At 69.8% G+C, this 21,121-nt stretch carries 20 protein-coding genes and 1 pseudogene; 10 read left to right on the top strand and 11 right to left on the bottom strand.

Annotated features, from left to right (window positions below; genetic code table 11):
* Positions 1-162: 162 nt before the first annotated feature.
* Positions 163-2,406, bottom strand: a complete 2,244-nt coding sequence (locus tag AB0D14_RS43250) for an MMPL family transporter (protein WP_362790524.1) — start codon at positions 2,404-2,406, stop codon at positions 163-165.
* Positions 2,407-2,673: 267 nt separating this feature from the next.
* Here AB0D14_RS43250 and AB0D14_RS43245 point away from each other — a divergent pair.
* Positions 2,674-2,862, top strand: a pseudogene (locus tag AB0D14_RS43245) (helix-turn-helix domain-containing protein); the annotation flags it as partial.
* Positions 2,863-2,876: 14 nt separating this feature from the next.
* Here AB0D14_RS43245 and AB0D14_RS43240 read toward each other — a convergent pair.
* Positions 2,877-3,353, bottom strand: coding sequence for an ATP-binding protein (locus AB0D14_RS43240; RefSeq protein ID WP_362790522.1), 477 nt, complete (start codon positions 3,351-3,353; stop codon positions 2,877-2,879).
* A gap of 92 nt (positions 3,354-3,445) precedes the next feature.
* A complete protein-coding gene (locus AB0D14_RS43235) occupies positions 3,446-4,138 on the bottom strand; it encodes a hypothetical protein (protein WP_362790520.1) in 693 nt (230 codons plus the stop codon).
* Positions 4,139-4,318: 180 nt separating this feature from the next.
* Between AB0D14_RS43235 and AB0D14_RS43230 the strand changes: the two genes are divergently transcribed.
* The gene (locus AB0D14_RS43230; RefSeq protein ID WP_362790517.1) at positions 4,319-4,777 is read left to right on the top strand and encodes a hypothetical protein; all 459 of its coding nucleotides are present in this window, start codon (positions 4,319-4,321) and stop codon (positions 4,775-4,777) included.
* 428 nt (positions 4,778-5,205) lie between these two features.
* On the opposite strand, the gene AB0D14_RS43225 is transcribed toward AB0D14_RS43230, so the two are convergent.
* Both AB0D14_RS43225 and AB0D14_RS43220 read right to left on the bottom strand, forming a co-directional pair.
* On the bottom strand, positions 5,206-5,910 hold the full coding sequence (locus AB0D14_RS43225; RefSeq protein ID WP_362790514.1) for a polysaccharide deacetylase family protein: 705 nt from the start codon (positions 5,908-5,910) through the stop codon (positions 5,206-5,208).
* Complete coding sequence (locus tag AB0D14_RS43220) at positions 5,907-6,581, bottom strand: glycoside hydrolase family 11 protein (RefSeq protein WP_362790511.1); 675 nt, start codon at positions 6,579-6,581, stop codon at positions 5,907-5,909. The genes AB0D14_RS43225 and AB0D14_RS43220 overlap by 4 nt, the downstream gene beginning before the upstream one ends.
* 346 nt (positions 6,582-6,927) lie before the next feature.
* Here AB0D14_RS43220 and AB0D14_RS43215 point away from each other — a divergent pair, with 346 nt between their 5' ends.
* Positions 6,928-7,518, top strand: coding sequence for a hypothetical protein (locus AB0D14_RS43215; protein ID WP_362790509.1), 591 nt, complete (start codon positions 6,928-6,930; stop codon positions 7,516-7,518).
* A gap of 36 nt (positions 7,519-7,554) precedes the next feature.
* Here the strand turns inward: AB0D14_RS43215 and AB0D14_RS43210 are convergent, their stop codons facing one another.
* On the bottom strand, positions 7,555-8,211 hold the full coding sequence (locus AB0D14_RS43210; RefSeq protein ID WP_362790506.1) for a TetR/AcrR family transcriptional regulator: 657 nt from the start codon (positions 8,209-8,211) through the stop codon (positions 7,555-7,557).
* Between the two features lie 504 nt (positions 8,212-8,715).
* Here AB0D14_RS43210 and AB0D14_RS43205 point away from each other — a divergent pair.
* Positions 8,716-9,492, top strand: a complete 777-nt coding sequence (locus tag AB0D14_RS43205; protein WP_362790503.1) for an SDR family NAD(P)-dependent oxidoreductase — start codon at positions 8,716-8,718, stop codon at positions 9,490-9,492.
* Positions 9,493-9,650: 158 nt separating this feature from the next.
* On the top strand, positions 9,651-11,024 hold the full coding sequence (locus AB0D14_RS43200) for a PHB depolymerase family esterase (RefSeq protein WP_362790500.1): 1,374 nt from the start codon (positions 9,651-9,653) through the stop codon (positions 11,022-11,024).
* 135 nt (positions 11,025-11,159) lie between these two features.
* Here AB0D14_RS43200 and AB0D14_RS43195 read toward each other — a convergent pair whose 3' ends face one another.
* Entirely contained in the window at positions 11,160-11,600 is a 441-nt protein-coding gene (locus tag AB0D14_RS43195; RefSeq protein WP_362790531.1) for a MarR family transcriptional regulator, read from the bottom strand.
* Between the two features lie 244 nt (positions 11,601-11,844).
* Here AB0D14_RS43195 and AB0D14_RS43190 point away from each other — a divergent pair, with 244 nt between their 5' ends.
* Positions 11,845-12,360, top strand: coding sequence for a YceI family protein (locus tag AB0D14_RS43190; RefSeq protein ID WP_362790497.1), 516 nt, complete (start codon positions 11,845-11,847; stop codon positions 12,358-12,360).
* Between the two features lie 63 nt (positions 12,361-12,423).
* Here the strand turns inward: AB0D14_RS43190 and AB0D14_RS43185 are convergent, their stop codons facing one another.
* From AB0D14_RS43185 to AB0D14_RS43175, 3 genes are all read right to left on the bottom strand, one after another.
* A complete protein-coding gene (locus tag AB0D14_RS43185) occupies positions 12,424-12,804 on the bottom strand; it encodes a MazG-like family protein (protein WP_362790494.1) in 381 nt (126 codons plus the stop codon).
* Between the two features lie 63 nt (positions 12,805-12,867).
* Positions 12,868-13,434, bottom strand: a complete 567-nt coding sequence (locus AB0D14_RS43180) for a DoxX family membrane protein (RefSeq protein ID WP_362790491.1) — start codon at positions 13,432-13,434, stop codon at positions 12,868-12,870.
* 207 nt (positions 13,435-13,641) lie between these two features.
* A complete protein-coding gene (locus AB0D14_RS43175; RefSeq protein WP_362790489.1) occupies positions 13,642-14,451 on the bottom strand; it encodes an SDR family oxidoreductase in 810 nt (269 codons plus the stop codon).
* Positions 14,452-14,603: 152 nt separating this feature from the next.
* On the opposite strand from AB0D14_RS43175, the gene AB0D14_RS43170 reads away from it, so the two are divergent.
* Entirely contained in the window at positions 14,604-16,250 is a 1,647-nt protein-coding gene (locus AB0D14_RS43170; protein WP_362790486.1) for an alkaline phosphatase D family protein, read from the top strand.
* 151 nt (positions 16,251-16,401) lie between these two features.
* On the opposite strand, the gene AB0D14_RS43165 is transcribed toward AB0D14_RS43170, so the two are convergent.
* Positions 16,402-17,403, bottom strand: coding sequence for a Gfo/Idh/MocA family oxidoreductase (locus AB0D14_RS43165; RefSeq protein ID WP_362790529.1), 1,002 nt, complete (start codon positions 17,401-17,403; stop codon positions 16,402-16,404).
* A gap of 113 nt (positions 17,404-17,516) precedes the next feature.
* Between AB0D14_RS43165 and AB0D14_RS43160 the strand changes: the two genes are divergently transcribed.
* Genes AB0D14_RS43160 through AB0D14_RS43150 form a run of 3 tightly spaced genes read left to right on the top strand, consistent with a single transcriptional unit; the run spans position 17,517 to position 21,045 of the window.
* Complete coding sequence (locus AB0D14_RS43160) at positions 17,517-18,890, top strand: Bcr/CflA family multidrug efflux MFS transporter (protein WP_362790484.1); 1,374 nt, start codon at positions 17,517-17,519, stop codon at positions 18,888-18,890.
* Positions 18,887-20,020, top strand: coding sequence for a serine hydrolase domain-containing protein (locus AB0D14_RS43155; protein ID WP_362790526.1), 1,134 nt, complete (start codon positions 18,887-18,889; stop codon positions 20,018-20,020). Before AB0D14_RS43160 ends, AB0D14_RS43155 begins: the two co-directional genes overlap by 4 nt.
* Before the next feature lie 41 nt (positions 20,021-20,061).
* Complete coding sequence (locus tag AB0D14_RS43150) at positions 20,062-21,045, top strand: small ribosomal subunit Rsm22 family protein (protein WP_362790481.1); 984 nt, start codon at positions 20,062-20,064, stop codon at positions 21,043-21,045.
* Positions 21,046-21,121: the final 76 nt, after the last annotated feature.

Genomic DNA, 21,121 nt, shown 5'->3' with positions numbered 1-21,121 from the left:
GGTTTTGTCTTTGTGGGGGGGGGGGGGGCGCGCGGGGGGCCCCCCCCCCCCCCCCCCCCGCTCCAGCTGTCGCCCACGACCAGCCGAAGGCCGCCTGCGTGTATGGCGGTTACCGACGTGAGTGATCGAGTTCGAGATTCGAGATTCGAGGTACCAGGCCGGTCAGGCCCTGGTCACGTTCTTCGTGTGTGTCGGAGCCTCGGCCGCGGGCTCGGGTGCGGACGTCGGTTCGGGGTCGCCTTCGCTGAGGCCGTACCGCGCATGGAACTTACGCAGGAAGCCGGGCGCGTACCAGGCCGAGCCGCCGAGCAGGCGCATCGTGGCCGGAACGAGGACGCCGCGTACGGCGATGGCGTCGATGAGGATGGCCAGTCCGCTGCCCAGGCCGAACATCTGCATGAAACTCAGCTTGGCGGTGCCGAAGGCGAAGAAGCTCACCGCGAGCAGGAGGGCAGCCGCGCTGACGATGCGCCCGGTGTGGCCGAGACCGTTGACCACGGCGGTCTCGTTGTCCGCTCCCTGGTCGTGGAGTTCCTTGATCCTGCTGGTGACGAAGACCTCGTAGTCCATCGAGAGGCCGAAGGCGATGCAGAACATCAGCACGGTCATCGTCATCTCCATCGGCTGCGCGGTGAAGCCGAGGAAGGAGGACAGGTTGCCGTCCTGGAAGATCCAGGTCATCGCGCCGAGGGTGGCTCCCAGGCTGACCAGGTTGAGGGCCAGTGCGCGCAGCGGCTGCACGATGCTGCCGGTGAACAGGAAGAGCAGCAGGAAGGTGGTGAGGACGATCAGGGCCACGGCCAGGGGGAGCTTGTCGGCGATGGATTTCTTGGCGTCGACGAGTATGGCGTCATTCCCCCCGACCAGGGGGTGGGCCCCAGCGGGCGGGGTGACCGAGCGCACCTGCTTGACCAGGCTCTCGGCCGCTTCCGACTTCGGCGTCAAGCTGCTCACCACGCTGATCTGCTGAGCGTCGGGCCGGCCGAGGGCGGGGTTGGCCGGGCCGGTCGCCGCGGACTGTCCCGCGGTGTGGATGCCCGCGCTGGTCTCGACACGCTCGACGCCCTTGAGCGCGGCCAGTTGACCCGCGTACGACGCCAGTGGGGCTTTGTCCACGGACTGGCCGATGACGATGTGGAGGGCCGAGTCCTCGCTGCCGCCGAAGTTCTCTCGCAGCACCTGCGAGACCTGGCGGCTCTCGGCGTCCTTGGGCAGCACGCGTTCGTCCGGCGTGCCGAAGGTGATGTTCAGCAGGGGGCTCGCCGCAAACAGCAGCAGGGCGACGACGGGCAGTGCCGTGATCACGGGCCGCCGCATGACGTTACGCGCCACCCGTCCCCACAGAGGTGTGCGGGAGCTGTCGGAGCGCTGCGACCTCGCCCACGGCAGCCGACCGCTGTTGACCCGGTGACCCAGAACCTTCAGCAGGGCCGGCATCACGAACAGGGTGCTGAGGGCGGCGATGACGACGACCCCGACACCGGTGAAGCCCATCGAGCGCAGGAAGTACTGCGGGAACACCAAAAGCGCCGCCAGGGCTGCCGCGACGGTCGCGGCGGAGAAGGCGACCGTGCGGCCCGCGGTGGTCACCGTGCGCCGGATGGCGTCGTCCACGCTCGCTCCGGCCGCGAGCTGTTCCCGGAAGCGGCTGACCATCAGAAGGGCGTAGTCGATGGCCAGTCCGAGGCTCAGGGCGGTGGTGAGGTTCGTCGCGGTGTCGGCGACGTCGGTGATGCTGCCGAACAGGTAGAGCTGGGCGAATGAGCCCATGATGGCGATGATCGCGATGGCCAGCGGCAGCAGGGCCGCGACCACGCTGCCGAAGACGATCATGAGCAGTATCAGGGTCAGCGGTATGGCGATCGCTTCGGCGAGGATCAGATCCTCGACCACCTGGTTCGACAGGTCGGCGCCTACGGCGGCGCCTCCTCCGGCCTCGACGGTGAGAGTGTCCTTGTAGGTGCCGCTGTAGTCGTCGAGGATCTCGATGGAGTTTTCCCGCTGCTCCGTGGTGTCGCCTCTCACATGGGCGAGCACCATGGCCTCGCGGCCGTCCTTGGAGCGCAGGTCGGGGCTGCTCGTTTCCCAGTACGAGACGATGTTGCTGAGCCGCTTGTCCTTCTTGAGGTCGGCCACCAGGACCAGGCCGCTCTTTTCGGCGGCGGGAGTGTCGACGCGGCCGTCGGTGGAGCTGACCAGCAGAACGAGGTTGGTCTCGCCGCCGAACTTCTCGTCGATGACCTTCGCTGCTCGGGTGGACGGGGAGGCGGGGTCGTCGAAGCCGCCTCCCTTCAGCTTGCCGAAGGCGCCCGCGCCTGCCACGCCCATGAGGGCCAGGGCCACGACGGTGACGACTAGGACCAGCCGGGATCGGCGAATCGCCAATTCGGCCAAGCGTTCGAACATGGGTGATCTCCTTGAACGTTCTCTGAAGGCGAGGGAGGTGGCCGGGAGGGAGCCGACGCGATGCGTCGTAGAGCTCCTTCGCCCCGTCAGAAAGGGCGTGGTGCCGCGCTCTTCGTCGCATGGACAACGCTAGTGAGACAACGGGATGTTTGGCAGGAGGAGATTTACCTGACACTGTTAGATTTTTCGGACAGGTTGCAGTCTCCTGATGGCCCGCCAGGTCGGCCGTCAGATCAGCCGTCTGGTCGATCGTCTTGAGATCACTGCATGTCCGCAGACGGATATGCGACTGTCGTGCCCTCCCTGCGCCAGAGACGCCGGGCCGTCGCAACCTAGGAGATCGTGCACGCCGCTGAGCGTCACATGGCCGAGCGCGGGCCGCACGGCCTGTCCCTGAGATTGGGGCCCCGCAGTCTTGGCATGACCGTGCAGGCCCTCTACCACTACTTTCCGAGCTGCCTGTACGGGGGTCAGGGGTGGTGCCCGGTGACATCGCCGCCGGGGTCGTCGGCGAGCATGACCGAGGCGGTGGTGCGTTTGCCGACCGGTTCGCGGTGCACTTCGAAGCTTTGGGAGACGGCCATGACGATCTCCAGTCCGTGCTGGCCCACCCGGCCCGGGTCTGCTGCTCGGGCCACGAACAGCGCCGGGACACTGTCCCAGACCGTGATGGTGATGCTGCCCCGGGTCAGGGTGAGATCGAGCAGGCAGGGTCCGGGGGCGTGTCTGATGGAGTTGGTCAGCAGCTCACTGACCACGAGCTGCACCGCGCCGAGCGCGCGGGCGGACACCGGCAGACCGTGGACCGCCTGGAGGCGCTCAAGGAAGTCCCGGGCCAGGGCGCGGCCCTGGGCGATGTCGGCGGAAGCGCCCTCATAGGCGGCGGACACGGTGACCAGCTCACTGTCGTCCAGCCGCGAGTCCTGATTTCGGGCAGCCTCATCCATGCCACCGACCGCCCTCTTCCTGAGCGTGTAGATACGCCATAGGACCTACCCCCATTTTCGGACGGCACCAGAAATCATCGGCACCGGGCCTTTCACCCGCAGCCACCGGGCGGAACTCGGCGGGGGCGGCCTGCCCAACGGCTGGTCGGCGGGGCTACGACCAACTCGGTGTCCGGGTCGTGGTCGATCTGCGGAGGGCCGGCGACGATCACGGTGGCTCGGGCCCACGGCTGTTCTCGCACCATGAACGGCCGTTCCTCCAGCAGCCAGTTCGCCACGTGCTCCAACTGCTCGGGGGAGTCACCGTCGCGGACGGCCGACAAGCGCTCTTGCTCATCGAGGTCACCCTGCATCCACACCGAGGCGTCCCACCACGGGGCAAGCTCTTCTCGGATGACGCCGGTGCCCTCGACCCAGATGAAGTCGGCGCCGGCGGGGACGGCGATCGAACCGGGCCGGTCATGGGTGATCCAGGCATCAGGGCGGAAGTCCACCGCCTCACCCCGGTGCAGGGGTTGCAGGATGTTCTCGACGAGCACGGCGCCCCAGTCGAAGTAGGCGTGGTGCCAGGCGATGTCGTCGGTGTGCACGAGGGCGGAGTTGGGCACCGCCTCGCGCAGCCGCTCGGCCAGGGTCGTCTTGCCGGCGCCGCCCCGGCCATCGATCGCGATCACCCGCGGACGTCCGGTGACGTCGAGTGACGCATCGCGCAGCTGCCGGACGGCGTCGAGCACGGTCACCGCCCGCCAGTCAACGGCCTCGGTCTCCTCCGGGTGCAGACGCATCGGCAACCTGTCTCCGCAGATGAGAAGCGAGCGGGTCCGGCCTGCCCGGAAGGTCCGCCATCGCCTCAGATCGTAGCGTTGCGGTGATTCTCATCGATGAGTGGTGGACTACTCAAGCTCTTGAGGCCTCTCTACCGTGGCTGCTACGGGTTCAGCAGCGTATGGATGCAGGGGGTCTCGGTGGAAGCTGAGTTGGCGGCGCTGGCGGCGTCTGGGGCCAGCACGCTGGTGGGGCTCATGGTGTCGGAGACATGGGCCCAGGTGCGTGACCGGCTGACGCGGTTCTTCGCCCGGGGCGGCGATGAGCGTGCCGTTGATGAGGAACTGCGCTTGTCGCGCGGCGAGTTGGCGGCGGCTCGTGAGGCGGAGGACGAAGACGCCTTGGCGGACATCGAGGCGGTCTGGCGAACGCGTCTGCGGCGTGCGCTGCAGGCTGATTCTGGAGCCGCGGACGAACTGAGGTCGCTGCTGGCGGAGATCGCACCGGACGACGGCAGGGAACCGTCGGGCACGGTGCACAACACCATCAGCGGAGGCGTGCAGAATGGGCCGGTGCTCCAGGGCGGAAGGTTCTTCGGGCTGACCATCAACGGCTCGGACCCGGTACCCCCCGAGGGAGGTTCGGGAGCGGCGCGCTGAGCGGTGGTTCTGCTGATCGTGGGGAAGGGGCGTACAGGTCGTCCGCTTCCCCGGCCGGGGTGCCCTGATCGCGCTCTACGAGGCACGCTGCGAGCCGGAACGCTACCTCGCCCGCCACCTCTCGGTGGGTGGCGGGCAGGTCGCGACAGCCGACCCGCAGCCGGTCGCGGCCCTCGTCCACTGCTGCCTGGTAGACGTGTCGCGAACGGGAACGAGGAGTGAACCGAACGCGAGACGGCTGGCGCGGCCTATGGGCTGGTCGCCGTCGCCTCAGGTCGTGGCGTTGCGGTGATTCTCTCCGGCGTACAGCCCGAATCGTCTGCCGGCAAGGGTCCCTGACCAGCTCAAGCGCTGGTCAGGGACCCTTGTTCGGCGGACCGAAACCGCAAGGCGCGCGGGGCTCGTACAGGGGGCGCCAGGTCGATGTGTCAGGGGGCCACGGCGCGGCCGGTCTGCGGGGAGATCTTTCCGGCGCACAGGCCGCGGGCGGTCAAGCCCTGGGCGATACGGGGGATCGCGGCCCGCGTGTTGGCGGCCCAGTCGTGCATGAGGATGATCTGGCCGTTGCCGAGCCGCCCGGCGGCCTGGACGATGGCGTCGGTGCCGGCGCCGTTCCAGTCCTGCGAGTCCACGTCCCAGATGACCTCGGTGAGACCGTACCTGGCCTCGACCGCCTTCACCGTCGAGTTGGTCTCGCCGTACGGCGGCCGGAACAGTTTCGGCGTACCGCCGCCCGCGGACGCGATCGCCTGCTGGGTGCGGGAGATCTCCGAGTCGATCTGCGACTGGCCGAGCTGGGTCAGATGCGGGTGGGTGTAGCTGTGGTTGCCGACCCACATACCGGCGTTGACCTGGGCCTGTACCTGGGACGGGTTGGCGGCGCTGTACTGGCCCTGGTTGAACATCGTGGCCCGCAGCCCGTTCTGCCCGAGCGCGCTGAGCAGGGCCGGTGTGCTGCCGGACGGGCCGTCGTCGAAGGTGAGCCCGACGTACCCGTTGCAGGCGGCGGCCTGCGCGGGGGCGGCGTTGACGGTGAGGGTGCCCGCGGCGGCCAGTGCGACGGCGGTCAGGGTCGCCCACAGGGGACGTGACGCGAGACGTGTTCGGGTGCCGGTGCCGGTGCTGGTGTTCATGCCGACACCGTGATGTTGGAGTTGCCGCTGCTCTGGTAGCCCTCGGTCGCGAGGATCATGTAGTAGCTGAAGCTGCCGAGCGGCATTCCGGCCCGTGCCCAGGCGTCGAAGTGGTTGCCGGTGGTGATGGTGCCGCCGGTCCTCTTCGACTGCCGGACGCTCCAGTACTGGTTGAAGGTCCTGGTGCCTTCCACGGACGGGGCGTTGTAACGCGTCGTCTGGTAGATGTCGTACGTGCCGCCGTCGCTGGTGACGGTGCCCTTGTACGTTCCCGTGGGCCGGTAGGTGCCCCAGTTGTCGACGACGTAGTACTCGACCAGCGGGTTGGACGTCCACCCGTAGAGGCACAGGTAGGCGTTGCCGGACGGGCTGAAGGCGCCCGAGTAGCGCACGGTCCTGCGGCTGCCGTTGCTCCAGCCCTTGCCGGCGACGAAGTTCCCGGTGTTCCTCCAGGTGGTGCCGTAGGTGCCGCCGGAGCCCAGGTTCATGGAGACCGTGCCCTGCGCGTCGGTCCAGAACGAGTAGTAGTAGCCGTTGTTGGTGCCGGTCTGGTTCGTGGTGATGACTGTGTCGGCACGGGCCGTGCCGGGCAGAGCCAGCACGGTCGCGGCGCCCAGCAGCATGGCGCAGGCCTGCCTGCGGCTCGTCGGGTGTGCGGGGGTGAGGTTCATGTGCGGGTTTCCTCCGTCTTCCACGGGCGGGGTTTGATCGAGCAGTGTTGACCTGTACCCGCCAAGCGTCAATAGTTTCGCCCATGATTGCGAAACATTCGTAGAAGATGGCGTATCGGTGGGCATGATATTGCCTGGTGATGGCCCTCTGGACTCCTACGGGTCGAATCCTGAAGTGATGTTCGATGAATGGAGATCACGAATGGGGAAGTTCGGCTTCGAATGTTTCGAAGAATTTCCGGACCGAATGCGGACGCGAAGCCCGGCTTCCCCGTTCTCCCGTTTCGCGGGGTGTGCGCAGCCGCATCCTCAGGGTGAGAGAGACCGACTCTGAGAAGGAGGGCCCGTGCCGGACACCGAGCACGAGGGCGTCAGTGTCAGCCAGTTGTTGTTGATCGAGTACGCGCAGGTGAAGGACGAACAGAAGGCACGCATCGGATTCCGGGACAACCTGCTCTACGCCACCCTGGCGGCCATGGCCGCGGTGATCGCCGCGGCTCTGCAGGGGCCGGCACGCGTCGCCCTTCTTCTGCTGCTGCCTCCGGTGTGTCTCATACTCGGCTGGACCTATCTGGTCAACGACCAGAAGATCTCGGCGATAGGCCGCTATGTGAGCACGGAACTGACCCCTCGGCTCGCGGCGGTGACACCGTTCCGGCAGGGGGAGTTCGGACCGGGGGCGTTTGGCTCGGGGGTGTTCGGCTGGGAGGTGGCGCACCGCAGTGACCGTCGTCGCCGGTCCCGTAAGTGGCTGCAACTCTTCGTCGACCTGCTCACGTTCTGTGGCGCGTCGCTGGCCGCACTCACCGTCTTCTGGGTGGCGGGCCGGACCTCCGCGGCACTGCTGGCTGTCTCGCTCGTCGAGTGTGCGGCGGTCGTGGCTCTGGCCGTTCAGATATCGGTCTACGCGGATTTGAGTACCGGCGCCCAGCGGTGAAGGAGCTCCTGAGGGGGGCGTTCACCGGGTTCGAGATCAGAGGTTAGTGAGGCCCGGCCCCTTGGCCCGGGGGTCCTCCGTTCCCCAGCCGGCCGCTGTCGCGGCGCCGATGATCAGGGGCCAGAGCGCGGTGGCCATCGCCTCGGGGGTGCCGGGGCAGTCGCGGCGGAGCCAGTCGGTGACGGTGCCGAGGACCGCGCCCGCCACGAACGCGGCGGCCGGATCGTGGGGGATGTCCACCGGGTCCTCGACGGCGGGTTCGGGCGGGGCGGTCGCGCCGGCCGGGACGCGGCGGACGTGGGCGGCGACCGCCATGCGATGCAGCAGGTGGTTGATGACGCGGGCGCTGCCGTCGTCGCCCAGCAGGGCCCGGTAGAGCGGGGCGTGTTCGGCGACGTGCGCGAACAGGTCGGGCAGCAGGTCGACCGTGGGGCTGCCCTCGGCGTTGAGCGGCGGAACGGCCATCGGGCTGGCCGCCACCAGCCCGTCGAAGACCGTCGTGCACGCGGCCGCGGCCAGATCGTGCACGTCGGTGTAGTGCTCGTAGAACGTCGACCGGTTGACGCCCGCGCGCTTCGTGATGTCGGAGACCGCGATCTGGCTGAGGTCGCGCTCGGCGATGAGTTCCCGCAGGGCGGTCTCCAGCGCGGCGCGGGAGCGGCGGGTGCGGGGATCCATGGAATGCGCAGCCATGGTCCGAGCTTATCCTTTCCAGCACTTGTCGGATAAACAACATGTGATGGATAGTGATTCCCCAAGCGGGAAATGGGGAGAAGGAGTGGTCATGCCGGGGAGCAGCATCGTGGTCGACGTGTCCTCGCGCGACGAGGTGCCGGCCGCCTGTTCGACCTCCCGCTCGCGGCCCCGGCCAACTTCCCGCACAGCGGCGCCGCCTACAGCTTCGCCAAGCAGGCCAACCTGGTACGGGTCCAGGCCGCCAGCTCCGCCTGGGGAGTCATGGGGAGACAGGGGCGCGAGGGTCAACTCGGTCAGCCCCGGCGTCATCGGCGCCCTTCGGGCCGGGCACATCACGATCGGCTGAGGCCTGGCGGACCTGGCGGACCTGTGCATCTGGTGTACCTGACGCGTCAGGCAACAGAAACAGACCGAGGCGGCCCGGAAGGCACGCGCACTGTTCGCCGTACACGTACGACATCGGGCCACCGCGCCCGAGGAGACCTCCAGAAAGGGCCATTGATGAGCATCACCAGCAGCACCACAGGACTGTCCGGCAGGTCGGTCGTCGTCACCGGGGCCGGCTCCGGAATCGGCCGCGCCGCCGCCCTGCGTTTCGCGGCGGAGGGGGCCCGCGTCGTCCTCGCCGACCTCAACGCCGACGCTGCCAAGGCGGTCGCTGAGGAGATCTCCGAGGCCGGCGGCACCGCCGTCACCGTGATCGGGGACCTCAGTGACCAGCAGGTCGTCGACCAGGTCGTCGCCACCGCCGTGGGTTCCTTCGGAGGCATCGACGTACTGGTCAACAACGCAGGCGTCATGGACAGGATGTCGGCCGCCGCCGACACCGAGGACGACGAGTGGGAGCGTGTTCTGCGGATCAACCTCACCGCGCCGTTCCTGCTCAGCCGGGCCGCGCTGCCCCATCTCCTGGCGAGCGGCAACGCCGCGATCGTGTTCACCGCCTCCGAGGCGTCCCTGCGGGGCAGCGCCGCCGGCGCCGCGTACACGGCCTCCAAGCACGGCGTGGCCGGCCTCACCAAGTCCCTCGCCGTCATGTACCGCGACGAGGGAGTGCGGACGAACGCGATCGCCCCGGGTGGCACGGTGACGGGCATCCAGGTCGACGTGGACAGGGAAGCGCACGGACCGTCCGTCGTCATGCGGCACATGGGCAACGCCGGCCGCACGGCCACCGCGGACGAACAGGCGGCAGCCATCGTCTTCCTGGCCTCCGACGCCGCGAGCAACGTCAACGGTGTCATCCTCCCGGTCGACAACGGCTGGTCCGCCGTCTGAGCCTTGCCGTCCGAGCCTTGCAGTGGGCAGTGGCCGGTTTCGGTCTCGCCCTGTGGGAGCGCTTCCACGACAGTCATGAGCATGCCATGCGGCCGGCCCTGTCGCGTGGTGCCGCTTCACCGCGTCATCCCCACAGCCGTGATCCGGAAGGGACGGACATGTCCGCCACTGGACGCAACACTGTGCACAGCAACAGCGTGCGGAGACCGTCACGTTCGGGGCCCGCAGTGCTCTTCGGAGTACTGCTGTCCCTGCTCGCGACGATACTCCTGAGCGCACCCGGGGCCTTCGCCCGCGAGGCGGCCGAAGAGGCCTCCACCGCGGCCCCCGCCGCAGCCTCCACTGCGGCTCCCGCCGCGGCACTCACCGAGGTCACCGGCTTCGGCAGCAACCCCAGCAACCTGCAGATGTACCTCTACGTACCGGACAGCGTCACCGCGAACCCCGCGGTCGTGGTGGCCGTGCACTACTGCACGGGCTCCGGCCCGGCGATGTACTCCGGCACCGAATACGCCTCACTGGCCGACCGTTACGGGTTCATCGTCGTCTACCCGTCGGTCACCCGGGCCAGCAAGTGTTTCGACGTCTCCTCGTCCCAGGCGCTGACGCGGGGCGGGGGCAGTGACCCGGTCGGCATCAAGTCGATGGTCGACTGGGTGACCCGTACGTACTCCGCCGACACCGGCCGTGTCTTCGCCACCGGCATCTCCTCCGGCGCGATGATGACGAACGTCCTGCTGGGCGACTATCCGGACGTGTTCGCGGCGGGCGCCGCGTTCTCGGGTGTGCCGTTCGGCTGCTTCGCCACCACCGACGGCTCCGAGTGGAACAGCGCGTGCTCCGGCGGCACCGTGATCCACACCCCGCGGGAGTGGGGCGACCTGGTACGCAAGGCCTACCCGGGCTACACCGGCGCGAGGCCGCGTATGCAGGTGTGGCACGGCACCGAGGACGACGTACTGCGCTATCCCAACTTCGGGGAGGAGATCAAGCAGTGGACCGACGTGCTGGGCGTCAGCCAGACCCCGGCCGCCACCGACTCGCCCCAGTCCGGCTGGACCCGTACGCGTTACGGCGCCACCGGTGGCCGGGCCCCGGTCGAGGCGATCAGCCTGCAAGGTGTGGGCCACAACCTGTACGCCAACGGCATGGCGGCCCGCGCCCTCACGTTCTTCGGCCTGGACAGCTCCGGCCCCGCGCCCCAGCCCCAGCCGGGCGCCTGCAAGGTGACCGCCACGACCAGCGCCTGGAGTACGGGTCTGACCGGCTCCGTGACGATCACCAACACCGGCACCACCCGCATCGAGGGCTGGAAGCTGGGCTTCACCCTGCCGTCCGGTCAGAGCATCACCAACGGTTGGGGCGCCACGTACTCCCCGGCGAGCGGCACGGTGACGGCCACCAACGCCACGTACAACGGCACGATCGCGGCGAACGCGAGCGTCAGCATCGGCTATCAGGCGAACCACACGGGAAACAGTTCGGCTCCGGCCACCTTTGTTCTCAACGGGGCCACGTGCAGCGGTAGTTGACGAGTCGCGGAACGTCACTCGCCGGCGTTCCGTCGCGTGTCGTCCTCCTCGTCCCACCTGGACGGGGATGCCGCAGCTCACCGAGTCCGGCAACGTGCCGCCCCCGCCGTTCACCCCGAGGGCGCCCGGCGGCCGTCACCCGGTCTTCTCGGCGCGATGGCCTTCGGTACGACCGTCGGCGTCCGGGGTGGCGGGCAGCAGGTCGTGCAGTTGCGTGTAGTGCTGGGCGCAGGCCGTTTGCGCGATGGCCTGTGAGACGGCGTCCGCCAGCGGGCCCGCGGACTCGCTCAGCAGGCGGTGGGCCTTGTCCGTGAGTGCCACCTCGATGCCGCGCCGGTCGCCGCACGCCGAGTTCTTGTTGATCAGCCCCGCGTGCTGCAGACAGGCGACCTGGTAGGTCAGCCGCGTCTTCGGGCGGCCCAGCAGCTCCGCGATCCGGGTCATCCGCAGGCTGGAGCCCGGCTGGTCGGCCAGCAGGCACAGCACCAGGAACTCGTCGTGCGAGACCCCCATGGCGTCCTTGACCCGAGAGCGCAGCTGCTGCTCGATCGCCCCGGCCGCGGCCAGCAGGCGCATCCAGGAACGCAGCTCGGGCGGCAGCAGGCCGTCCTCCTGCGGGCCGTCCGCGCCGGGCGGCTCGTAGGAGGACTCGTCGGCGGGGGAGGGAGAGGCGGCCACGATGTAACAGTCTACCGGTTGTCCATTTTTGGATGACCGGCTAGCGTGGGGTCATCCAAATTTGGATTAATGCTCGGGTCGTCTCGTCCGTAGTCATCAGTCCATGAGTCCATGAGTCCGTCAGTTCGTCAGGAGAAGTCCCATGACCGTCGCTGTGAAAACCGGCCTGTGGCAGCTCGACGCCGTCCGCTCCGCCGTCGCCATCGAGCACAAGACGATGTGGGGCATGGTCACCGTGAAGGGCGCCTTCAGTGGTGTCACCGGTGAGGGCGAGGTCCAGCCCGACGGCACCGCCCGCGGCGTTGTCACCCTGGACGCCGCGTCCCTGGACACCAAGAACGCCAAGCGCGACGCGCACCTGCGCGGCGCCGACTTCTTCGACGCCGAGCGGCACCCGTCCCTCGTCTTCGCCATCCGTGACGCCGTGCTCCGCCAGGACGACACCCTAGAGGTGAACGGCGAGCTGACCGTCCGAGGTGTCAGCCGGCCGCAGTCCGCCACCGCCAGGGTCACCGAGTCGAGTGCCGACGCGCTCACGCTCACCACGGAGTTCACCGTCGACCGGGAGCGGTTCGGCCTGAGCTGGAACCAGCTGGGCATGATGCGCGGACTGACGACGGTCACCTCGACGCTCAGGTTCACGCGTACGCCCGCGTAGGGAAACCGCGTAGGGAGCCCGTGTAAGGAACCCGCACAGGGAACCCGCGGTCGGACAGCCGGGTCAGCTGTCCTTCTGGTCCGTCCCGTCCTTCTGGTCCGTCCCGTCCGTCCCGTCCGTCCCGCCCGTGTCCGCCCGGTCCGTCACGCGTGCCAAGTGCGCGGCGAAGACCTCGCGGGCGTCGGGCGAGAGTGTTCGCAGTGCGACCGCGGCCGTGATGATCACGTCACAGAGCTCCGACCGGACGTCGTCCCAGGTGTGCGACGTGCCCTTGCGGGGGTTCTGGCCGGTTGCGCCGATGACCGCCTCGGCGACCTCGCCGACCTCCTCCGAGAGCTTCAGCATCCGCAGGAGCAGGATCTCCTCGGGAGGGCGGGCCGGCTGGGTCCGTGTCAGCCAGTCCTGGAGGTGACCGATGGATTCCCAGAGATCGTCGTCGCTCATGACGCTCAGGCTCCCATGAACGCCGGTCCGCGGGGTGAGGGGTGAGGGGAGCGGGGCTGCGGCCTACGAGCCGTGGGCCACGCCTTCCTCGTCGAACAACGCCACCTGCTCGCCCTCCAGTTGGCGTCTCACCCGCGCGTACCGTGCCCCCACCACCGCCAGCGTCGCCGCGGCCGTCCCCGCGAGGGCGACCGGCACCATCCAGTTCCGGTTGACCGTGTGGCCCAGAGCGTGGTCGAGGGAGATCCGGCCGGGGCCCGCGATGGCCAGGCCCGTCGCCATGAGGCCCAGGGACGCCGCGTGTTCGTAGCCGCCGCTCTGCGCGAAGAAGCCGTTCGGCGTGTGGACCGCGGCGGCTCCTGCCATCGCTCCGGCCGCGGACGCTCCGGCCGCCGGGGTCGCGAGGCCCAGTGCGAGAAGCGTGCCGCCGCCCGCCTCCGCCAGACCGGCCGCGGCCGCGTTCGCCCTGCCGGGCGCGTAACCCACGGACTCCATGAACTCGCCGGTCCCGGAGAGTCCGCCGCCGCCGAACCAGCCGAAGAGTTTCTGGGCCCCGTGTGCCGCCAGCACTCCGCCCGTACCGAGGCGGAGCAGCAGCAGTCCCAGATCGCGTCGGTCGAAAGAGGTCACGGTTCCCGTCACTCCTCGCATGTCCGCACACGTACGTTCCCTTTTGGCGCGTACGCGCCTGCCCACCGTCGCACCGAATGGTCGCCCGAGCCCTTGCCCGCGCCGCCGTTCGGGTGGATCGGACTGATCCGTTCCGATTGTGCAGATCACCGCACCCCGCCTCGCGCCCGGCACGGCCCCGCCCGGCACGGCCCCGCCGGTGTGGAGCTATCCCCGCCCCACATAAGGCATCCCGCTGGCAAGCACCGTCGCGAACTGCACGTTCGCCTCCAGGGGCAGCTCCGCCATGTGGCGCACGGTGCGGGCCACGTCGGCGACGTCCATGACGGGCTCGGGCGCCATCTCCCCGTTCGCCTGCAGCGCTCCCGTCTGCATCCGCTCGGTCATGTCGGTCGCCGCGTTGCCGATGTCGATCTGGCCACAGGCGATCCGGTACGGCCGCCCGTCCAGGGACAGTGACTTGGTGAGGCCGGTCAGCGCGTGTTTGGTCGCCGTGTACGCCGCCGAGTGCGGGCGGGGCGTGTGCGCCGAGATCGAGCCATTGTTGATGATCCTTCCGCCCTGTGGGTCCTGCTCCTTCATCTGCCGGTAGGCCGCCTGCGCGCACAGGAACGCCCCGTGGAGATTCGTGCCGACCACGTGCCGCCAGGCGTCGTACGGCAGTTCCTCGAACGGCACACCCCCGGGGCCGAAGGTGCCGGCGTTGTTGAAGAGCAGATCCAGTCGCCCGAAGCGGTCCCTCGTGGCGGCGAGGAGCGCGGCCACCTCCTCGGGCTGTGAGACGTCGGTGCGCACACACAACGACGTGCTCTCTTTCCCGGCCGGCCCCTCGTCAGTGCCGGGCGACGCCTCGGCGAGGGCCGCCCTCGCGAGCGCCGCCGTCTCCTCCAGCCGCTCCGCGCGGCGGCCGGCGAGTGCCACCGACCAACCGGTCCGCAGCAGTTCCACGGCCACGGCACGGCCGACACCGGAACCCGCACCTGTCACAATCGCGATCTTCGTTGGGTTGGCGTTCATGGCCCCGCAGCGTACGGGAGGGCGGCTGACGACCCGCCGTGTCCGCCGTTCGGAACTCATCCGTCCGACATCTGACTGTTGTGTACGTGACAGCCCACCGTTGACCCTGGCCACTCCAATGCCTTGTACAACCACCATCAGGGGAGGGCCAGATGACACCCGCAGGCCACCAGCAACCGTCGCAGCACGCCCCCGAACTCCGCGCCGCCGCCCGTCACCTCGGACGCCGCCGTTTCTTCACCGTCACCGGCGCGGCCGCCGTACTCGCGTTCGCCACCAACCTGCCGACCGCGGGAGTGGCGGGCGCCGCCGAGTTCGACGCGGCGAAGATCACCGACGACCCCTTCACCCTCGGCGTCGCCTCGGGCGACCCGCAGGCCACCTCCGTACTGCTCTGGACCCGGCTCGCCCCGACCCCGTACCAGGCCGACTCCGGGCTGCCGCCGGAACGCGTCACAGTGCGCTGGGAGCTGGCCCGCGACGATCGGTTCCGGCACATCGTCAGACGTGGGGCGGCCTTCGCCCACCCCGAGTTCCACCACTCCGTGCACGTCGAGGTCGGACACCTCGACTCCGACCAGGTCTTCTACTACCGCTTCCGCGCGGGCAGTTGGGTCAGCGAGACCGGCCGTACCCGCACCGCGCCGTCGTCCCGCGCGCGGGTCGACGAACTGAGACTGGCCGCAGTCTCCTGCCAGGCCTACCACGACGGGTACTTCACCGCGTACGGCCATCTCGCCGAGGACGACGTCGACGTGGTCTTCCACGTCGGCGACTACCTCTATGAGTACGCGGTCGACTCCGTGGGCGGCGCCCGCAACTACACCGACCGCGTGCTGCCCGACCTCTTCAACCACGAGACCGTGACGCTGGAGGACTACCGCCTGCGGTACTCCCTCTACAAGACCGACCCCGACCTGCGGGCCGCGCACGCCGCCCACCCCTTCGTGGTCACCTGGGACGACCACGAGATCGAGAACAACTACGCGGACGACATACCCGAGAACTCCGTACCGCCGGAGGAGTTCCTGCTGCGCCGCGCCGCCGGATACCGCGCCTACTGGGAGAACCTGCCGCTGCGCCGCCCGCAGCGGCCCAACGGCCCCGACATGCAGATGTACCGCCGGCTGAACTGGGGCCGGCTCGCGCAGTTCGACATCCTCGACACCCGGCAGTACCGCTCGGACCAGGCGTACGGAGACGGGGCGGACGTCCCGGGGCCCGAGACGGACGACCCGGCGCGCACGATCACCGGCGAGGCACAGGAGCGGTGGCTGCTCGACGGGTGGCAGGCCTCGCAGGCACTGTGGAACGTCGTCCCGCAGCAGGTCATCTTCTCCCAGCGGCACTTCGACCTGGCTGTGCCGTCCCGGGTGTCCATGGACGCGTGGGACGGCTACCGGGCCTCGCGGGGGCGGGTGCTGGCCGGTGCGGAGGCTGCCGGCATCGAGAACCTGATGGTGTTCACCGGTGACGTCCACGTCGGGTACGCCTTCGACATCAAGGACGACTTCGACGACCCCTCGTCCAGAACGCTCGGTACGGAGATCGTGACGACCTCGATCACCAGTGGGCGCGACGGGACGGAGAAGCCGGCCAACTGGGAGACGTACATGGCGGCCAACCCGCATCTGAAGTTCTACAACGGGCGGCGGGGCTATACGACGGTGCGGCTCGGGAGGGAGTCCGCGCGGGCCGATTTCAAGACGGTGGCCGCGGTGACCACGCCTGGGGCTGCGATCACGACCGCGGCGTCGTTCGTGACCGAGGTCGGTGACCAGGGGCTGAAGCCGGCGTAGGGCTCCGCCCGGGGTTGCGTTTGCGGGGGAGGGGCGGGGGGACTGCGGGTGGTTGGTCGGCCGCGGGTCGGACGTGGCTGGTCGCGCAGTTCCCCGCGCCCCTGAGAGCGCGGCCTTGAGAGCGCGCCCCTGGGGGCGCGCCCCTGACAGGTCAGGCGATTTCTCCTGGGTATGTGACGCCTGCCTGGGCTCGGGCTGCGTCGAGGGTGCGCATGACGGCCAGGGAACCGTCCAGGGGGACCAGGGGGGACTCCGTTTCGCCGGCCCGGAGGCAGCGCATCACCTCGACGGCCTCGTGCTTGAGACTGGCGCGGGTGCCGTCGGACGCACTCCCCGTGAACTCCTGCGGGTCGCGGCCGTCGCGGTGCAGCACGAAGCGGTCGGTGTGGAAGAAGCCGTACGGGATGTCGATGCGGCCCTCGGAGCCGGTGACCGAGGCGGAGGTCGAGGTGCCGCCCACCAGAGAGCAGTGCAGCGAAGCCAGGGCGCCGCTCTCCCAGGAGAGCAGCAGGCCCGTCTGGAGATCGACGCTCTCCTCGGAGAGCACCGCTCTCGCCGTCACGTCGGAGGGCTCACCGAGCAGCAGCTGCGCGAACGACACCGGATAGACGCCGAGGTCGAGGAGCGCACCGCCGCCCTGTGCCGGATCGCGCAGCCGGTGGGTGGGAGGGAAGGGTCCCGAGAGGCCGAAGTCGGCCTGCACCGTGCGGACCTCACCGATCGCCCCGTCGTCGACCAGCGCCTTGAGCTGCCGGATCAGCGGGTTGCAGTACATCCACATGGCCTCCATGAGGAAGCTGCCGCGCTTCTTCGCGAGGCCGACCAGCTCCCCGGCCTCGCGCGCGTTCAGCGTGAACGCCTTCTCGCACAGCACGTTGCGCCCCGCCTCCAGACACAGCCCGGCCGCCGCCCGGTGCGCCGAGTGCGGTGTCGCCACGTACACGACGTCCACGTCCTCGTCCGCCGCGAGAGACTCCCAGTCGCCGTACGCCCGCGCTATCCCGAACCGCTCCGCGAATCCCTTCGCCGACTCCTCGGTGCGCGATGCGACCGCCACCACCTCGGCATCCGGCAGATCGATCAGATCCGCGGTGAACGCCGCGGCGATCCCACCGGTCGCCAGCACACCCCACCGCACGCGTTCCTCAGCCATCCCGACCCCTCGCTCCACGCCCTCGACGACCTCGACGGCTTCGACCACCTGTACGAGATCACCCGTACGAGCTGAGAGCATAGGTGGCGGATCACACGGACAGGGAGGGGCTCATGCCCGAGCGTGGCAGCACCACGCGGGACCAGGACGGCCAGGAGAGACACACCCCGAGCGCGGTGGTGACCGAGGAGAGCACGATCGCCGCCGCGGCGCCGCCGTTACCGCCGCCGGGCGCCCGCCGCTCCGTCGGGCTGCTGGTCACGCTCATCCTCGGCGGTCTCACCGCCGTACCGCCGCTGTCCATGGACATGTACCTCCCGGCGCTTCCGGAGGTCACCGACGCGCTGCACGCGTCCGCGGCCACCGTGCAGCTGACGCTCACCGCGTGCCTCGCCGGCATGGCGCTCGGGCAGCTGGTCGTCGGACCGATGAGCGACAAGTGGGGCCGCAGACGGCCGTTGATCGCCGGGCTGATCGTCTACATCCTCGCCACCGCCGTCTGTGCCCTCGCGCCCACCGTCGAACTCCTCGTCGCCTTCCGGCTGCTCCAGGGCCTCGCAGGCGCCGCCGGGATCGTGATCGCGCGGGCTGTCGTACGCGACCTGTACGACGGCGTGGACATGGCGCGGTTCTTCTCCACGCTCATGCTGATCTCCGGGGTCGCGCCGATCCTCGCGCCGCTCCTCGGCGGGCAGGTGCTGCGGATCACCGACTGGCGGGGCGTCTTCTACGTCCTGACCGTCATCGGGATCGTGCTGACCGTCGTCGTCTGGCGGCTGCTGCCCGAGACCCTCGCGCCCGAGCGACGTCACGACGGCGGCACCGCCGAAGCCCTGCGCACCATGCGCGGACTGCTCGCCGACCGCGTCTTCACCGGCTACATGCTCACGGGCGGCTTCGCCTTCGCGGCGCTCTTCGCGTACATCTCCGCCTCGCCGTTCGTGATCCAGGAGATCTACGGCGCCTCCCCGCAGACGTACAGCCTCCTCTTCGGCGTCAACTCCGTCGGCCTCGTGCTCGTCGGCCAGATCAACGGCAAGATCCTCGTCGGCCGGGTCAGCCTCGACAAGGTGCTCGCGGTCGGCCTCGCGGTCATCACCGTCGCGTCGGCCGCGCTGCTCCTGATGTCCACCGGTGTCTTCGGCGAGGTGGGTCTTGTCCCGATCGCCGTCGGACTCTTCGTCCTCATGTCGGCGATGAGTCTGTGCATGCCCAACACCAACGCGCTCGCCCTGATGCGCACCCGGCACTCCGCGGGCTCCGCGTCCGCCCTGCTCGGCACCTCCTCCTTCCTCGTCGGCGCGATCGCCACGCCCCTCGTCGGCGTCGCCGGGGAGCACACGGCCGTTCCGATGGCCGTCGTCCAGCTCGTGTGTTCACTGGTGGCCGTCGGCTGCTTCATGGCACTGTGCCGTCCCTGGCGGAAACAGACCGACGCGAAACCGACCGACGCGAAACCGACGGACGCGAAGGGAGCAGGGAGCTGAGCGCGCCGAGACTGCGCCGCGGCACACCGGAGCGTGCCGGGCTCGACCCCGAGGAACTCGACCGTCTCGTACGCGAGTTCCGGCGGCTCACCGACGGGGACCGGCCCTGGGCCCCGGGCGCCGTACTGGTCGCCGGGCGCGGGCCCGTGATCGCCGTCCAGGAGGCGGCGGGCTGGGCCGTGCGCTACTGCGCGTACGACGAGGAGGCGGACGCGGCGGTCGAACTGCCGCGCCGGGAATGGGTGCCGGCGACCCCGCACACGCCCTTCGACCTGGCGTCCCTCACGAAGCTCTTCACCAGCGTCGCGGCCGTGCAGCAACTGGAGCGCGGCACGCTGGGCATCGAGGCGCGGGTCGCGGCGTACCTGCCGGGTTTCACCGCGGCCGCCGAGTACGGCATCACCGTGCGGCACCTGCTCACCCACACCTCCGGGCTGCGGCCCGAACTCCCGCTGTACGACTGCCCGGACGACAGGGCACGGCTCGCCCTCCTGCGCTCCGAGAAACCGGTGACGGCGCCGGGCGGCGCGTACGGCTACTCGGACCTCAACATGCTCCTCCTGCAGCAGGTCCTGGAACGGATCACCCGGAGCCCGTTGGACGTCCTCGTCAGGGACGGCATCACCCGGCCGCTCGGTATGACCGCCACCGGCTTCGGACCCCGCCCGGGCGCGGCCGCGACGGAGGACCAGCGAAGGCCCTGGGGCAAGGCCGACCGGGGCATGCTGCGGGGCGTGGTCCACGACGAGAACGCGTGGGCGCTCGGCGGAGTCGCGGGTCATGCCGGGCTCTTCTCGACGGCGGGCGACCTCGCGGTCTTCTGCCGCACCCTGCTGGCGGGCGGCTCCTACGGCACCGCCCGGATCCTCGGCCCCGACTACGTCGAACTGCTCCTCTCGCCGCCCGGCCTCGGTTTCGCCCTGGACCAGCCCTCGTTCATGGGTGCGCTCGCCGGTCACGGAGCCCTGGGCCACACGGGCTTCACGGGTACGTCCCTGGTGATGGACCCGTCGACGGACACGTTCCTGGTGCTCCTGGCGAACACGGTCCACCCGCGCCGCCGGCCCGCGGACCACGGACCCCGGGCGGCGGCGGCCACCCGGCTGGCCAGGGCGGTCCGCGGAGCGTGAGCGGTGCGCTGTTCCGCGGGCGGTGCTCGTAGACTCCCCTCGTGACCGCCCCCGTTTCCCCAGCTGAGACCCTGCGCGCGGCCCTTGCGGGGCTGCTCGACGGACTGCCGCCGAAGGTGGCCGCGCAGGCCGTCGACCGGCTGATCGCCAACTACCGGGGGATCACCCCGACCGACGCCCCGATCCTGCGCGACCGCGCGGACGTGGCCGCGTACGCCGCCTACCGGATGCCCGCGACCTTCGAGGCCGTACGGGCCGCGCTGGACGCCTTCGCGGACGTCGTGCCCGAGTGGGTGCCGGGCAGCCATGTCGACGTGGGCGGTGGCACGGGCGCGGCGACCTGGGCCGTGAACGCCACCTGGCCCGAGGAGCGGCCGGTGACCGTGCTCGACTGGGCCGAACCCGCACTCGCCCTCGGCCGTGAACTCGCCGCCGGCAGCCCGCTGTTGAGGTCCGCCGCGTGGCAGCGCGCCCGGATCGGAGCGGCGCTCGCGATCGAGAGCGCCGACCTCGTGACCGTGTCGTACGTTCTCGGCGAGCTGACCGATGCCGACCGTGCCGCCGTCGTGGACGCCGCCGCGGCCGCCGCGCAGGCCGTCGTGGTCGTCGAGCCCGGTACGCCGGACGGGTACGCCCGGGTGATCGCGGCCCGTGACCGGCTCATCGGCGCCGGATTCCAGGTCGCCGCGCCCTGCCCGCACAGCGCCGCCTGTCCGATCGTTCCCGGCGAGGACTGGTGCCACTTCTCTGCGCGGGTCAGCCGGTCCTCTCTGCATCGGCAGGTCAAGGGCGGCTCACTGGCGTACGAGGACGAGAAGTTCAGCTATGTCGCCGCGACGCGTTTTCCGGTGACTCCGGTCGCGTCGAGGGTGGTGCGGCGGCCGCAGATCCGTAAGGGGCAGGTGTTGCTGGATCTGTGTGCGGTGGAAGAGGTGCTCAGCCGCTCCACCGTGACGAAGCGGCAGGGGGCCCTTTACAAGGAGGCCCGGAGCGCGTCCTGGGGCGACGCCTGGCCCTCGGCTTAGGGTTTCTTCCGCCCCCGCCCGCCCGAACCCCTCGTCCTCAATCGCCGGACGGGCTGGAATTCCAGCCCGTCCGGCG

This window comes from Streptomyces sp. NPDC048484 (assembly GCF_040651415.1).
GTDB lineage: Bacteria > Actinomycetota > Actinomycetes > Streptomycetales > Streptomycetaceae > Streptomyces.
Note: the sequence above shows the minus strand (reverse complement) of the source record. Positions and strands in the feature narration are given on the sequence as shown.

Coding starts and splice junctions, on each gene's coding strand:
- AB0D14_RS43170 (WP_362790486.1), top strand. CDS start 14,604: ATGACACCCGCAGGCCACCAGCAACCGTCGCAGCACGCCCCCGAACTC.
- AB0D14_RS43205 (WP_362790503.1), top strand. CDS start 8,716: ATGAGCATCACCAGCAGCACCACAGGACTGTCCGGCAGGTCGGTCGTC.
- AB0D14_RS43235 (WP_362790520.1), bottom strand. CDS start 4,138: ATGCGTCTGCACCCGGAGGAGACCGAGGCCGTTGACTGGCGGGCGGTG.
- AB0D14_RS43165 (WP_362790529.1), bottom strand. CDS start 17,403: ATGGCTGAGGAACGCGTGCGGTGGGGTGTGCTGGCGACCGGTGGGATC.
- AB0D14_RS43175 (WP_362790489.1), bottom strand. CDS start 14,451: ATGAACGCCAACCCAACGAAGATCGCGATTGTGACAGGTGCGGGTTCC.
- AB0D14_RS43225 (WP_362790514.1), bottom strand. CDS start 5,910: ATGAACACCAGCACCGGCACCGGCACCCGAACACGTCTCGCGTCACGT.
- AB0D14_RS43190 (WP_362790497.1), top strand. CDS start 11,845: ATGACCGTCGCTGTGAAAACCGGCCTGTGGCAGCTCGACGCCGTCCGC.
- AB0D14_RS43240 (WP_362790522.1), bottom strand. CDS start 3,353: ATGGATGAGGCTGCCCGAAATCAGGACTCGCGGCTGGACGACAGTGAG.
- AB0D14_RS43250 (WP_362790524.1), bottom strand. CDS start 2,406: ATGTTCGAACGCTTGGCCGAATTGGCGATTCGCCGATCCCGGCTGGTC.
- AB0D14_RS43210 (WP_362790506.1), bottom strand. CDS start 8,211: ATGGCTGCGCATTCCATGGATCCCCGCACCCGCCGCTCCCGCGCCGCG.
- AB0D14_RS43185 (WP_362790494.1), bottom strand. CDS start 12,804: ATGAGCGACGACGATCTCTGGGAATCCATCGGTCACCTCCAGGACTGG.
- AB0D14_RS43160 (WP_362790484.1), top strand. CDS start 17,517: ATGCCCGAGCGTGGCAGCACCACGCGGGACCAGGACGGCCAGGAGAGA.
- AB0D14_RS43195 (WP_362790531.1), bottom strand. CDS start 11,600: ATGCGCCTGCTGGCCGCGGCCGGGGCGATCGAGCAGCAGCTGCGCTCT.
- AB0D14_RS43220 (WP_362790511.1), bottom strand. CDS start 6,581: ATGAACCTCACCCCCGCACACCCGACGAGCCGCAGGCAGGCCTGCGCC.
- AB0D14_RS43200 (WP_362790500.1), top strand. CDS start 9,651: ATGTCCGCCACTGGACGCAACACTGTGCACAGCAACAGCGTGCGGAGA.